Here is a 12,750-nt window from a genome sequence, read left to right on the forward strand (position 1 = left end):
GCCGTTTCCGGGCGGGGGCGCGGGCGTGCCCTGCCCGTCCGCGGAGTCGCCGGCTTCGGCGGTCTCGCCGGCGGCGGCGTCCTCGGCGGAGTCCTCGTCACCGTCGGGGTCGTCCGTGCCGGTCCCCCCGGCACGGTCGCGCTCGCGTTCCCCCACGTCCCGCGCGGTCCGGTCGCTGACCTCCACGCACGGTCCGTCCTGGAAGGGGTTCTCCGGGTGCGGGTCGGCCTGGGCCAGCGGGGAACTCACACTGATGCTGAGCAGCATGGCCGACGGCAGTGCGACCAGTGCCACGGATCTGCCGCGCGGCAGGCGTGCCCGCCGCCGCTCGGGTCGTGCTGTGCCGGGGGGTATCTCGTCACGCGGCACGGTCGTTCCCCTTCCCCTGGTCCTGCACGTGGTGGTGTCCGGACGCGTGCTCGGACGCGTCGAACCCCGCGAGGGCACTGCCGGTTCCCGCCCGGCGCGCGGGCTGGTGCGGGGCGGGCACGCCGATCTCGTCGGGCCGGTCGTCCTCCCCCACCGTCGTGTGGCGGTGATCGTCCTCCGGGCGGCCCGGTGCCCAGGCGATGGACATCCCGCCGCCGAACAGCCCGAGCAGGAAGCCGATGACCAGTCCGCCGAAGTTCGAGACCACCAGCGACACCAGGACCAGCACCAGCGTCGCGACCCCGGCGAACACCCGGGTCAGCGGCTGGAACCACATCGTCAGCCCGAGCGTCACCAGCAGGACGCCGATGACCAGCGATCCGGCACCGGCCGTGGTGGCCATCCGGATGGTGAGGTCGCCGAACTGCATGTTGGCGTACGGGAAGTACATGATCGGGACGCCGCCCAGCATGGTCAGCAGGCCGGCCCAGAACGGGCGCTGACCGCGCCAGTCGTGGAACGCGCGACGGCCTCTGCTGAGGAACGAGCCGGCGTTCGGGGTCGGGCTGACGGTGGCGGTGCTCATGGCGCGGTCTCCCTGCGGGGCGCGGTGTGTCGGTGGAGGGGTTCGCGGACGCGAGGGTCACTCGGCACGCGTGGGCGCGGCGGGACGCCGGCGCCGCCGGCCGTCACCGCCCGGGCGCTGCGGCACGCGGCCGCGACGCCCGGTCGGCGACGGTTCGGCGGTGGGGCGCCCGGATCACCGGGCCCGGCGCGGAGCGTCGCCGCGGGCGACGCCGAGCGGCCGGCCGTCAGCGCGTCAGAAGCACTCTTTCTTGCCCTTGTGCAGGCTCATGTTGAGCCCGTTCAGCTCGAAGGTGCCGGCCGAAGTGGCCCAGGCCGTCTGCTGGATGTCGGTCAGCGTGGCACGGTCGGCCTGCTGCGCGAAGGAGCCGGGCACCGTGTTGCCGGTCGGCTTGGGCCCCTTGGTGGTCTTGTCCACCGAGACACCGATGTCGATGTTGGTGAACACCGCGTCGGTCTTCAGCTGGTTGAGGTCGATGAAGAGGTTCTTCGCCTTGACCGGCTTCTTCGGGTCACCACCGGCGTTCAGCTTGACGCTGACGTCCCCGATCGGGGTGGGTATGACCACCGACTGGCAGAGTTCGGTGATGGTCGCCGAGTTGAACGCGGAGACGGCGACGGGCTCGGGACCCTTGGGCGTCTCGACCAGTCCCCCGTACTGCACGAAGCCGTCCGTGTTGACGAGCTTCGCGGTGGACACCTTGAACTCCTGGCCGGAGACGGAGAAGGACGCCGCCAGTGCCCCCTGGGAGACCGCGATCCCTATCGCCGCGGTCGCGGCGATGCTCGGCACCATGACGACGGCGAACCGCTTCCATCTGGTGCCGCCACGAGCCTGAGACTCCATGACATTCCTCCTTGTGGACCACTTCCCGGTCCGCCGCCCGCGGTGGCAGCCCCGGCCGGCGCGGCGGGAAGAAGTGCGATGCCCCCGGGCCACCCCCGGGTGACAGCCACCACGACGGGGCCGGAGCACCCGCCGCTCCGGGCGTTCCGTACGGTGACGGCGCCCGGGACCCGTGGCCGACGCGTGGCGGACGTCGGCTCGGCCGATCGTGGTGCAAGTCACGCTGCCACACAAGTGGTTCGTTACCAGCGAGTAGCCGAAACGAGACGCAACACCTGGGACACACGTGCGAAATACACGGAGCGTGCGCGAAGGAGCATCGGACACGCGGCCACAAAAAGGGACAGCACACCCCGCCAACCGGCCCGTCACTCACGGAATGTGACACCGGCCGTGCTTTACCAATTTTTCGTAAAACACGGCCGGGCCGGACCGATGAGAGGCGGTCAGCTCAGAAGAGCACGCGCGCCAGCGCGCCACGCGCGGCGGTCACGCGGGGGTCGTCGCCGCCCACCACCTCGAAGAGCTCCAGCAGCCGCACCCGGGCCTGCTCGCGGTCATCACCGGCGGACAGGCGCACGGCGTCGACGAGACGGGCGAAGGCGTCCTCCACGTGCCCGCCGACGAGGTCGAGATCCGCCGCGACCAGCTGGGCCGCGACATCCTTCGGGCGGTCGGCGGCGTCCTTGCGGGCTGCCTGGGCGTCGACCCCCTGGACGCGGTGGAGCAACTTCGCCTGGCCGAGGCCGAGTCGGGCCTCCACATTGGCGGGCTGGTCGGCGAGGACGTTCTCATAGGCCCGAACGGCCCCGGCGAGGTCGCCGGAGTCCAGCGCGTCGTGCGCGGCCGCCAGGGCGGGGTCCTGCGGGGGCTCAGGGGCGGCCTGGGCCTCCGGCACCTGCTCGGGGTCGACGGGAGTGCCGACGATGCCGAACCGCTCCTCGGCGGCCTGGATCAGCTGGTCCAGCACCTGCCGGATCTGCTGCTCGGGCGCGGCCCCCTGGAACAGCGGCAGCGCCTGCCCGCCGACCACGGCGAAAACGGCCGGAATCCCCTGCACGCCGAACTGCTGGAAGAGCATCTGGTTCTGGTCGACATCGATCTTGGCGAGCACGAAGCGGCCGGCGTAGTCGTGCGCCAGACGCTCCAGCAGCGGGCCGAGCTGCTTGCACGGCTGGCACCACTCGGCCCAGAAGTCGATGACGACGGGCACCTCGGCGCTGCGCTGGAGCACATCCTGCTCGAAGCCGGCCTCGTCGACGTCGAACACCAGCGAGACGGGCGCGGCGGAGCCCTCGGGCTGGGCCGCACGCTGCGCGCGCGCCGCCTCCGCCTTCTCCTTGGCCTCGGCCGCCGCCTTCACGGCGGAGAGGTCGACAACGCCGCTCATGGACATATTGCGTGGCTGCATAAGGACAGTCTCCCCCCTCCGGGTACGTTCCGGCACACACCCCCGCGCACGGCCGCCACCGGGTCCTGCGGGGCCGTCGCCGCCGCGATCTTACGATACGGCTCGTAGCGTAAGTCAAGGGTCGGCGCGGGCCGTGCCGGACGGGCGCCAACGGGCCCGCTCCGGAGCGCGGGGCGCGGGCCCGCGCACGGGCCGCGTACGGGCCGCCCGGTGAGCTACCGGCCGGTAGGGTGGGGCGCCATGCCCCCTCCCGCCGGTCGCACCGGACGCCCGCGCAGCGCCGAGGCGCACTCCGCGATCCTGCGTGCCACGCGCACGGCTCTGGCCGAACTGGGCTGGTCCCGCCTCTCGATGAGCGATGTGGCGGCCCGCGCCGGCGTCGCCAGGACCACGCTCTACCGCCGCTGGCCCGGTAAGAACGAACTGGTGGTGGACGCGGTGGCCGCCCTTCTCGACGAACAACTGGAACTGCCCGACAGCGGCAGCCTGGCCGGCGACATCGAGGGGGTCGTCCTGCGCTTCGCACAGTTGCTTGAGCGGCCCGAGACACGGAGCGCGCTGATGGCGGTCGTCGCCGAGTCCACCCGGGACCCCGCGCTCCGGGAGCGCGTCACCGCCGCGATCGTCGACCGGCAGAAGGCGCTGGTGCTGCGCGGACGGGAACGGGCCAGGGCCCGGGGCGAGTTGCCGCCGGAGACCGACGAGGCGGCCTCGGCGCGCGAGAGCGACCTGGTCTTCGACGTGATCGCCGGGACGGTGGTGCACCGGGCGCTGGTCAGCGGGGAGCCGGTGGACGCCGAGTGGGCACGCCGCTTCACCCGGATGGTGCTCGGCGGGCTGCCGGCGTTGACCGCCGAAGGCTGAGCCGGCGCGACAGGCAGAGGCGCGCGCCCGTGGTGTCACGGAACGCGCGCCTTCCCCTCGCTCGACTGTGACCGGATTCCGGCGGCCCGGGCTCGCGCGGGCCGCCGTCGGCCGGGTCAGAACCCGGCGGGCTCCACGTAGACGCCCCACTCGTCGCGCAGCCGGTCGCAGATCTCGCCAAGGGTGGCTTCGGCCCGGACCGCGCGCAGCATCGGCTCGATCATGTTCCGGCCGTCGCGGGCGGCGGCCACCATGTCGTCGAGGGCGGCGTCCACGACAGCGGCGTCCCGGTGCTTCTTGCGGTCCGCCAGTACCCGGACCTGTTCCCGCTCGACCTCGTGGCTGACCCGCAGGATCTCCAGGTCGCCGGTGACCGAGCCGTGGTGGCAGTTGACGCCGACGATCCGCTTGTCGCCCTTCTCCACGGAGCGCTGGTACTGGAAGGCCGCCTCGGCGATCTGCCCGGTGAACCAGCCGTCCTCGATGCCTCGCAGCAGGCCGGAGGTGATCGGGCCGATGGGGTGCTCGCCGTCACCGGCGGCGCGGCGGCCACGCTCCATGATCTGCTCGAAGATCTTCTCGGCGTCGGCCTCGATCCGGTCGGTGAGCTGTTCGATGTACCAGGAACCGCCCAGCGGGTCGGCCACGTTGGTGATGCCGGTCTCCTCCATCAGCACCTGCTGCGTGCGCAGGGCGATCTCGGCGGCCTGCTCGCTGGGGAGCGCCAGGGTCTCGTCGAGGGCGTTGGTGTGGAGGGAGTTGGTGCCGCCCAGGACGGCGGCGAGCGCCTCGACGGCGGTGCGGACGACGTTGTTGTAGGGCTGCTGGGCGGTGAGTGACACCCCGGCGGTCTGGGTGTGGAACCGCAGCCACTGGGCCTTGTCGCTGGAGGCACCGTAGACGTCGCGCATCCACCGGGCCCAGATCCGCCGCGCGGCACGGAACTTGGCGATCTCCTCGAAGAAGTCGACGTGCGCGTCGAAGAAGAACGACAGTCCCGAGGCGAAGTTGTTGACCTCCAGCCCGCGGGAGAGCCCCAGCTCGACGTAGCCGAAGCCGTCGGCCAGGGTGTAGGCCAGCTCCTGCGCCGCCGTGGCCCCGGCCTCACGGATGTGGTAGCCGGAGACCGACAGCGGCTTGTAGGCCGGGATGCCCGCCGTGCAGTGTTCCATCAGGTCGCCGATGAGACGCAGATGGGGCTCGGGCGGGAACAGCCACTCCTTCTGGGCGATGTACTCCTTGAAGATGTCCGTCTGGAGCGTGCCGTTGAGCAGGGCGGGGTCGACGCCCTGGCGCTCGGCCGCCACGACGTACATGCAGAACACCGGCACGGCCGGGCCGGAGATGGTCATCGAGGTCGTGATGTCGCCGAGCGGGATGTCCCCGAAGAGGATCTCCATGTCGGCGGCGGAGTCGATGGCCACACCGCAGTGCCCGACCTCGCCGAGGGCGCGCGGGTCGTCCGAGTCGCGGCCCATCAGGGTGGGCATGTCGAAGGCCACCGAGAGGCCGCCGCCACCGGCCTCCAGGATCATCTTGTAGCGCTCGTTGGTCTGCTGGGCGTTGCCGAAGCCGGCGAACTGCCGGATGGTCCACGGGCGGCCCCGGTAGCCGGTCGGGTGCAGCCCCCGGGTGAAGGGGTACTCCCCCGGCCAGCCGATGCGCTCGAACCCCTCGTAGTGGTCGCCGGGGCGGGGCCCGTAGAGCGGCTCCACCTCGTCACCGGAGAGAGTGGTGAAGTCGGCGTCCCGCTTCCGGGCGGCGTCGTACCTGGCCTGCCAGCGACGGCGGCCCTCAGCGATGGCGTCAGCTTCCATGCCTCCAATTTACTCGGACTTCCCACTAAATTACTAGGACGTCCAAGCAAATGGGTGGGGAGACCCGTCGCACACGCCCCCGCCCAGGGGCGCGCGAGCACCCGGGGAGGGGCTGAGACCCCAGGGGGCCGGGGCCAGGCGGCGCCCCGACCCGATCGCCCCCATGACAAACCCCGGTCCGCCGCCTGGTCGGCGGTGCGGGCCGGGGTGAGGGGCTGCCCGGCCACACGGCGGCCGGTGCCCGGTGTCAGGGGGTGCCGACGGTGTCGGCCGCGCCGTCCTGCTCCCGCTGGTGATCCTTGTCGGCCTGCGCCTCGGCGGCGGCCAGCCGCTCGTGCTGCTCCACCAGCGGAGTGATCTCCTCGGTGATGCGGCGCTCCACGAAGAAGGCCACGAAGGGGATCGTGCCGGAGAGCAGGACCCACAGCAGCTTGCCGAACTTCCAGCGCGCCTTCTGGCCCAGGTCGAAGGCGAAGACGAGGTAGATGATGTACAGCACGCCGTGGGTCTGCGACACCACGAACGTGACGTCCTCACCGGTGTCGAAGCCGTACTTGAACACCATGCAGGTGCTCAGTACCAGCAGCATCACGGCGGTGACGTAGGCCATCACCCGGTAGCGCGTCAGGACACTCCGCTTCATGCGCACGAGCGTAACGGCATCAACCGGACCGAATGTCGGCGGGTCCGCCTCCCGGCCGGGCGACGGGGGCCCGGCGGGCACGGGCCGGGCGAGGGGGCCGCACGGGACCGCACGGGGGCTCAGCCCTCGTGGAAGTCGCCGGCGGCCAGCCGCAGCGGCCGGAGCAGCGCGAAGACCTCGCGGCACTCCTCGTCGTCGTACGCGGCCAGCCCGAAGTCCATCCCCATCAGCGCGGCCGTCGCCTGGTCGCAGACCTCGCGGCCCTTGTCGGTGATGGAGGCCAGCGTGCCCCGGCCGTCGTTGGGGTTGGGGCGCTTGCTCGCCAGACCGGCCCGCACCAGCCGGTCCACGGTGTTGGTGACCGAGGTGGGGTGCACCATCAGCCGTTCACCGATCTTGGACATCGGCAGCTCGCCGGCCTTGCTGAAGGTCAGCAGGACCAGCGCCTCGTAGCGTGCGAAGGTCAGGCCGAACGGCCGGACGGTGGCGTCCACCTCGGCGAGCAGGATCTGATGTGCCCGCATGATCGAGGTGATCGCCGTCATGGACGGGGAAGCCCCCCAGCGGCCCTGCCACAACTCGTCGGCACGGGCGATCGGGTCGAAGGAGAGACTGAGCGGTTTCGGCACGGCGACGACCCTACCGGCTGGTCATATCGCAGGGAGGTACCGTCTCGGCAGGCGGCCGACCGCCAATGACGCCGCAGGTGAGAGCCCTGCGCTCACCACCCGGAGCGTGGGACCTGCGGTTCCAGGCGCGCCATCTCCGCCGGACGGCGGGACGCCGCCGCGCAGACGGCAGCGGCCCCGTGCACCACCCGGCGCGGGGCCGGGCGGCGGCACGGGGCCGCGGCGCAAGGGGAGTCGCTCAGGCGCGGACCGGGTCCTCGTCGGTGCGGTCCGGCGCCGCCGTGGCACCGGCGTCACCGCCGCCACCGGCGAGGCCCTCGGCCTCCTCGCGGCGCAGCCGGCGCTCGGCGAAGAACCCGCCGGTGGGCACGACCGCCATCAGGAAGTACCAGGCGGCGGTACCCACCGACCAGCGGGTCCGGTTCCAGGCGTCCAGCCACAGCACCGCGTAGACGACGAAGAGCAGGCCGTGGACGGCGCCCAGCACCGGAACGGCGTCGAAGTCGGTGGTGCGGCGCAGCACGGAGGCCACGAGCAGGAGGAGGAAGGAGACCGCCTCGGGGGCGGACACCAGCCGGAGGCGGCGCAGGGCGGAGGCGGTCTTCGGGTCCATCAGGTCGACACTCCCATGTGAATGAATGCACAAGCTCCCCGCCATTGTGGCAGGGGCCGCGTCCGTCCCGAGCACGGGGTGGCCTCCCGGTGGACTCACGGTGGCCGCCCGGCCCCGGCTCCACGCCCGTCGCGGTACGGTCCGCCACCCGCGTGCGGCGGGGACATCACGGACACCCATGACGGGATGTCAGCGGCCGACACGCCGGTGGCGGCTCGCTACAGTGAGGTCATGGAGAGCGAAACGGACGCCCGCTGGCTGAGCGAGGACGAGCAGCGCGTCTGGCGAACCCACCTGGACGTCAACAAGCTCCTGATGTACCAGCTGGAGCGGGACATCCAGCCCTACGGGCTGACCATGAACGACTACGAGATCCTGGTGAACCTCTCCGAGGCCGAGGACCACCGCCTGCGCATGAGCGACCTCGCCTCGGCCACGCTGCAGTCCAAGAGCCGCCTCTCCCACCAGATCACCCGGATGGAACGGGCCGGCCTCGTGCGACGGGAGAACTGCGACTCCGACCGGCGCGGACTCTTCGCCGTGCTGACCGAGGAGGGATGGCAGACGATGCGCCACGTCGCGCCGCACCACGTCGAGTCGGTGCGTGAGCACTTCATCGACCGGCTCTCCCCGGAGGACCTCCGGGCGCTGCGGGACGCACTGACCCCGATCGCGGAGAAGCTGCGCGTCCGCCGCGGCCGGGGCTGAGCCACCTCCACGCCGGCTGGCCACGGAGCCCACGCGAGCGCCCACGCCGCCCGTCGCGCTCAGAGCGGGCCCTCGTCCTCCGGCGCCCGGTCGACGGGCGAGGCCGGAACGCGCAGTACGAAGAGCGCACCGCCCTCGGGCGCCGCGTCGACGGTCAGCGTCCCGCCGTGCCGTTCGGCCACGTCCCGCGCGATCGCCAGACCCAGACCGGCGCCGCCGGCGTCCCGGCTGCGCGCCTCGTCGAGACGGACGAACCGCTGGAAGATCCGCTCTCGCTGCGCCGCGTCGACCCCGGCGCCGTCGTCGGCGACCTCCAGCACCGCGTCGCCGCCGTCCCGACGGACCCCGGCACGGACCCGGCCGGCGGCGTGCCGCTCGGCGTTGTCCAGCAGGTTGATCAGGACGCGCTCCAGCATCCCGGCCGATCCGGGTACGGCGACCGGCTCCAGCCGGTCGGCGGTCACCGTGACGGGCCGGCCGTCGGCGCCGTCGGCCCCGCCCCGTTCACCGCCGCGTTCACCGCCCCGTTCACCGCCGCGCTCGCCGACCTGTTCGGCGACCAGTTCGGCCAGCTCGACCCGTCCGGCCGCGACCGGCCGCTCCCCCGCGTCCAGGCGGGCGAGCAGCAGCAGGTCTGCGGCGAGGGTCTGGAGGCGGACGGTGTCCTTGACCGCTCCCGGCAGGTCGAGCAGCTCGGGATGGGCCTGGCCGACCTCCAGCTGGGTGCGCAGCGAGGCGATCGGGCTGCGCAGCTCGTGGGAGGCGTCGGCGACGAAGCGGCGCTGCCGGTCCACCGAACGTTCCAGCGCGGCCAGCGTCTCGTTGGTGGTGTCCGCGAGGCGCCCGATCTCGTCCCGGGTCTGCGGCTCGGGCACCCGCCGGGAGAGATCCTCGGAGTGCATGATCGCCGCCAGTTCCCGGCGGATGCCCTCCACCGGTCGCAGGGCCCGCCAGGTCACCAGCCAGGTCACGCCCGCGACCACCACCAGCAGCACGGGGAAGCCCACCAGCAGCGAGTCGCGCACCGAGCCGATGGCTGCCTGCTCGATCTGGGTCGAGGCGCCCGCGAAGACGGTGATCTCCAGGTCGCCCGGGGTCTCGGCCTCGATGGCGGCGAACCGGTAGTCCCCGGGCTCGCCCCGCACCAGGGCGACGCCGTCGACGAACCGCACGTCGCTCCCGACCCCGCCGCTGCCGTCGTCGTCATCGTCGTCGTCGAAGTCGGGGCGGGGCACGGGGTCGACCGAGTCGTTGCCCGTGCCGCCGATGGCCTGCAGTCCGCTGCTGACGGCCCGCACGATGCCGTCCTCGTCGACGACCTGGACGGGCTGGTCGGTGTCGAGGTCCAGGTCGTCGAAGTCGTTGCCCGTGGCCAGCTGGCCGGCGATGTTCCGGGCGAGGTTCTCCGCCTGGAGATCGACCTGCTCGGTGAGGTTCTGGCGCAGCGCCTGCAGCATCAGGAGGCCGGCGGCCAGCAGCGCCACGGCCACCACGGCGGTCGCGCCGAGCGCGGTGCGCGTCTTCACGGCGCGAGCCGGTAGCCGGCTCCGCGCACGGTGTGGATGAGCCCGGGGCCCAGCTTCCGGCGCAGCGCGCTGATGTAGACCTCGACGATGTTGGGGTCGCCGTCGTAGGCGAAGTCCCAGCCGTGTTCGAGGATCTCGGATTTGGAGACCACCTCGCCGGCGCGGGTGGCGAGCTGTTCCAGCACGGTGTACTCCTTCGCGGTCAGGGCGATGTCCCGGCCGGCGCGGCTGACCTGGCGGGAGGCCCGGTCCACCTCCAGGTCACCGACGCGCAGTCGGGGCGCGGCGCCCGCAGAGGCTCGGCGGCGCAGCAGGGCCCGGACCCGGGCGAGCAGCACCACGTACGAGAACGGTTTGGTGAGGTAGTCGTCGGCGCCGGTGTCCAGCCCCTCGGCCTCGTCGTACTCGCCGTCCTTGGCGGTGAGCATCAGCACCGGGGTCTCGTCACCCGCGGCGCGCAGTGCCGCGCACACCCGGTAGCCGTTGAGCCCGGGCAGCATGATGTCGAGGATGACCAGGTCGTAGTCGCCCTCGGTGGCGCGGTGCAGGCCGTCGGTGCCGTTGTGCACCACGTCCACCGCGAATCCCTCGGCTCCGAGCCCCGCCGCCAGCGAGGCGGCCAGCCGTTGTTCGTCCTCCACGATCAGCACGCGCATGCGCCCAGCTTCCCACCTGCCACCTGAAGCGATCTTCAGGTGGCTTCAGGCTCCCTTCAGGAAGGGTGCGCCACTGTGGTGGACGTCAAGCACCGCACCGCCCAGGGGAGGACCCATCATGAAGCGCAGCACCATCGTCGCCGCCGTCGCCGCCGCAGCCGTCATCGGCGGGGGCACCGTCGCCGGAGCCGCCATGTCCAGCTCGGACTCGGGGGCCAGCGAGGCCGCCCAGGAGCTGCGGGCCGGGACCACCTCGCAGGACAGTCCGTCTCCCGGTGGCGCCCCGGACGCCGCCGGCGACGACGACCGGGACGACGACTGGGACGACCGGGACGACCGGGACGACGATGACGACCGCGACGACCGCGACGACCGCGACGACCGCGACGACCGCGACGACGACGGTAAGGACTCCACGGCGAAGCCCGGAACGGCCACCGCCGACCAGGTCATCCGCACCGCCCTGGCGGCCGTGCCCGGCCACGTGGTCGAGCTGGACCTCGACCGCGACGACAAGCACTGGGACGTCGAGGTGGCGGGCGACGACAACCGCGAGCACGAGCTGGAGATCAGCCTCGACGGCACCGAGGTGCTCCACCACGAGCGCGACCGGGACGACGACGTGCGGCAGAAGCTGCGGCTGCTCGCCGGCACCGACATCCAGGCCGCCGACGCCGTCCGCATCGCCGAGGAGCACGTCGACGGCCGGGTCAAGGACCTGGACCTCGACAAGGACGACAAGCGCTGGGACGTCGAGCTGCGTGCCGCCGACGGCAGCGAGTGGGAGCTGGAGATCGACCTGAAGAAGGGCGACGTCCACAACGTCGAGCGCGACGACGACTGACGGCCGGCCGTCGGGCCGCCCGTCCGGGCTTCCGCACGGTGCCCGCGGTGCCGTACGGAGGGAGGGGGCTGGGGAGTCCCCGAAATCACACAGCCGGTGGCGCCGGACCCTCGTGGTCCGGCGCCACCGGCGCGTCGCCGTGCGGGGTCCGAGGGCCGGGGCCGTCAACCGCCGGCGCCGTCAGCCTTCGCCTTCGCCGTCAGCCTTCGCCGGTCAGCTCCGCGACCAGCTGGTCCGCGGCCGTGTAGGGGTCGAGCTCACCAGCCGCGATCCGCTCACCGAGGCTGCCCAGCCGGCGGTCCTCGCGGAGGTAGCCGATGCGCTCCCGCAGGGCGGTGACGGCGATGGTCTCGACCTCGTTCGCCGCGCGGGCCGCCCGCCGACGTGCCAGCACTCCGTGCTCGGCCATCCAGGCGTGGTGCTTCTCCAGGGCCTCGACCACCTCGTCGACGCCCTCACCCCGGGCTGCGACCGTCTTGACGATCGACGGCCGCCAGTCGCCCGGTCCACGCGCCTCGCCCAGGCCCAGCATGTGGTTCAGCTCCCGGACGGTGGCGTCGGCACCGTCGCGGTCCGCCTTGTTGACGACGAAGACGTCACCGATCTCCAGGATCCCGGCCTTCGCCGCCTGGATGCCGTCGCCGGCGCCGGGAGCCAGCAGCACGACCGAGGTGTCGGCCTGCGAGGCGATGTCGACCTCGGACTGGCCGACGCCCACCGTCTCCACCAGCACCACGTCGCACCCGGCCGCGTCCAGCACCCGCACCGCCTGCGGCGCCGCCCAGGACAGCCCGCCGAGGTGGCCCCGGGTGGCCATGGAGCGGATGTACACGCCGGAGTCGGAGGCGTGCTCGCCCATCCGCACCCGGTCCCCGAGCAGCGCACCACCGGAGAACGGCGAGGACGGGTCCACGGCGAGCACCCCGACCCGCTTGCCCGCCTTGCGGTAGGCGGTCACCAGGGCCGAGGTGGAGGTGGACTTGCCGACGCCGGGCGGGCCGGTCAGGCCGACCACGTAGGCGTGCCCGCTGTGCGGGGCCAGCGCGGCCATGACCTCACGGAGCTGCGGCGACGCTCCCTCGACCAGTGAGATCAGCCGGGCGACCGCGCGGGGCTGCCCCCGCCGGGCCCGGTCGACGAGATCGGGGACGTCTACCGCCATCGGTCGTGCTCCTTCACGGTGTTCCAGGTGTTCTCGGGTGTTCCGGGTGCCCCGCCTCCGGCGCCGGCCGTCGCCC

Annotated in this window: 13 protein-coding genes and 1 pseudogene; 3 read left to right on the top strand and 11 right to left on the bottom strand. The window is 72.6% G+C overall.

Annotated features, from left to right (window positions below; all coding sequences use genetic code 11):
• The 4 genes and pseudogenes from E0D90_RS16935 to E0D90_RS16950 all read right to left on the bottom strand — a co-directional run.
• Positions 1 to 294 (bottom strand): annotated as a pseudogene (locus E0D90_RS16935) (hypothetical protein); the annotation flags it as partial.
• A gap of 64 nt (positions 295 to 358) precedes the next feature.
• The gene (locus tag E0D90_RS16940; RefSeq protein ID WP_227870274.1) at positions 359 to 955 is read right to left on the bottom strand and encodes a DUF6114 domain-containing protein; all 597 of its coding nucleotides are present in this window, start codon (positions 953 to 955) and stop codon (positions 359 to 361) included.
• A 234-nt stretch (positions 956 to 1,189) separates the two neighbouring features.
• Complete coding sequence (locus tag E0D90_RS16945; RefSeq protein ID WP_130799106.1) at positions 1,190 to 1,801, bottom strand: DUF6230 family protein; 612 nt, start codon at positions 1,799 to 1,801, stop codon at positions 1,190 to 1,192.
• 451 nt (positions 1,802 to 2,252) lie between these two features.
• Complete coding sequence (locus tag E0D90_RS16950) at positions 2,253 to 3,212, bottom strand: tetratricopeptide repeat protein (RefSeq protein WP_130799107.1); 960 nt, start codon at positions 3,210 to 3,212, stop codon at positions 2,253 to 2,255.
• A gap of 240 nt (positions 3,213 to 3,452) precedes the next feature.
• On the opposite strand from E0D90_RS16950, the gene E0D90_RS16955 reads away from it, so the two are divergent.
• Positions 3,453 to 4,076 (top strand): TetR/AcrR family transcriptional regulator, encoded by a 624-nt coding sequence (locus E0D90_RS16955; RefSeq protein WP_130799108.1) that lies wholly within the window; start codon positions 3,453 to 3,455, stop codon positions 4,074 to 4,076.
• Between the two features lie 116 nt (positions 4,077 to 4,192).
• Here E0D90_RS16955 and icmA read toward each other — a convergent pair whose 3' ends face one another.
• The 4 genes from icmA to E0D90_RS16975 all read right to left on the bottom strand — a co-directional run bounded on the left by icmA (position 4,193) and on the right by E0D90_RS16975 (position 7,778).
• Positions 4,193 to 5,893, bottom strand: coding sequence for a coenzyme B12-dependent isobutyryl-CoA mutase large subunit (gene icmA / locus E0D90_RS16960; RefSeq protein WP_130799109.1), 1,701 nt, complete (start codon positions 5,891 to 5,893; stop codon positions 4,193 to 4,195).
• A gap of 247 nt (positions 5,894 to 6,140) precedes the next feature.
• Positions 6,141 to 6,536, bottom strand: a complete 396-nt coding sequence (locus E0D90_RS16965; RefSeq protein WP_103502181.1) for a DUF3817 domain-containing protein — start codon at positions 6,534 to 6,536, stop codon at positions 6,141 to 6,143.
• Positions 6,537 to 6,655: 119 nt separating this feature from the next.
• Positions 6,656 to 7,165, bottom strand: a complete 510-nt coding sequence (locus E0D90_RS16970) for a MarR family winged helix-turn-helix transcriptional regulator (protein ID WP_103502180.1) — start codon at positions 7,163 to 7,165, stop codon at positions 6,656 to 6,658.
• Between the two features lie 238 nt (positions 7,166 to 7,403).
• Positions 7,404 to 7,778, bottom strand: a complete 375-nt coding sequence (locus E0D90_RS16975) for a DUF3817 domain-containing protein (RefSeq protein ID WP_130799110.1) — start codon at positions 7,776 to 7,778, stop codon at positions 7,404 to 7,406.
• Positions 7,779 to 8,009: 231 nt separating this feature from the next.
• Between E0D90_RS16975 and E0D90_RS16980 the strand changes: the two genes are divergently transcribed.
• Positions 8,010 to 8,486: a MarR family winged helix-turn-helix transcriptional regulator gene (locus tag E0D90_RS16980; RefSeq protein WP_103502187.1), complete on the top strand. Its 477-nt coding sequence runs from the start codon at positions 8,010 to 8,012 to the stop codon at positions 8,484 to 8,486.
• Positions 8,487 to 8,545: 59 nt separating this feature from the next.
• Here the strand turns inward: E0D90_RS16980 and E0D90_RS16985 are convergent, their stop codons facing one another.
• Positions 8,546 to 10,012, bottom strand: coding sequence for a sensor histidine kinase (locus E0D90_RS16985; RefSeq protein WP_227870275.1), 1,467 nt, complete (start codon positions 10,010 to 10,012; stop codon positions 8,546 to 8,548).
• A complete protein-coding gene (locus tag E0D90_RS16990; RefSeq protein ID WP_103502178.1) occupies positions 10,009 to 10,668 on the bottom strand; it encodes a response regulator in 660 nt (219 codons plus the stop codon). The genes E0D90_RS16985 and E0D90_RS16990 overlap by 4 nt, the downstream gene beginning before the upstream one ends.
• Positions 10,669 to 10,786: 118 nt before the next feature.
• Between E0D90_RS16990 and E0D90_RS16995 the strand changes: the two genes are divergently transcribed.
• A complete protein-coding gene (locus E0D90_RS16995; RefSeq protein WP_130799111.1) occupies positions 10,787 to 11,512 on the top strand; it encodes a PepSY domain-containing protein in 726 nt (241 codons plus the stop codon).
• 199 nt (positions 11,513 to 11,711) lie between these two features.
• On the opposite strand, the gene meaB is transcribed toward E0D90_RS16995, so the two are convergent.
• Positions 11,712 to 12,674: a methylmalonyl Co-A mutase-associated GTPase MeaB gene (gene meaB, locus E0D90_RS17000; RefSeq protein ID WP_103502176.1), complete on the bottom strand. Its 963-nt coding sequence runs from the start codon at positions 12,672 to 12,674 to the stop codon at positions 11,712 to 11,714.
• Positions 12,675 to 12,750: the final 76 nt, after the last annotated feature.

Origin of the sequence: Streptomyces otsuchiensis, from assembly GCF_004305975.1 — a bacterium.
Taxonomy (GTDB): Bacteria; Actinomycetota; Actinomycetes; order Streptomycetales; family Streptomycetaceae; genus Streptomyces; species Streptomyces otsuchiensis.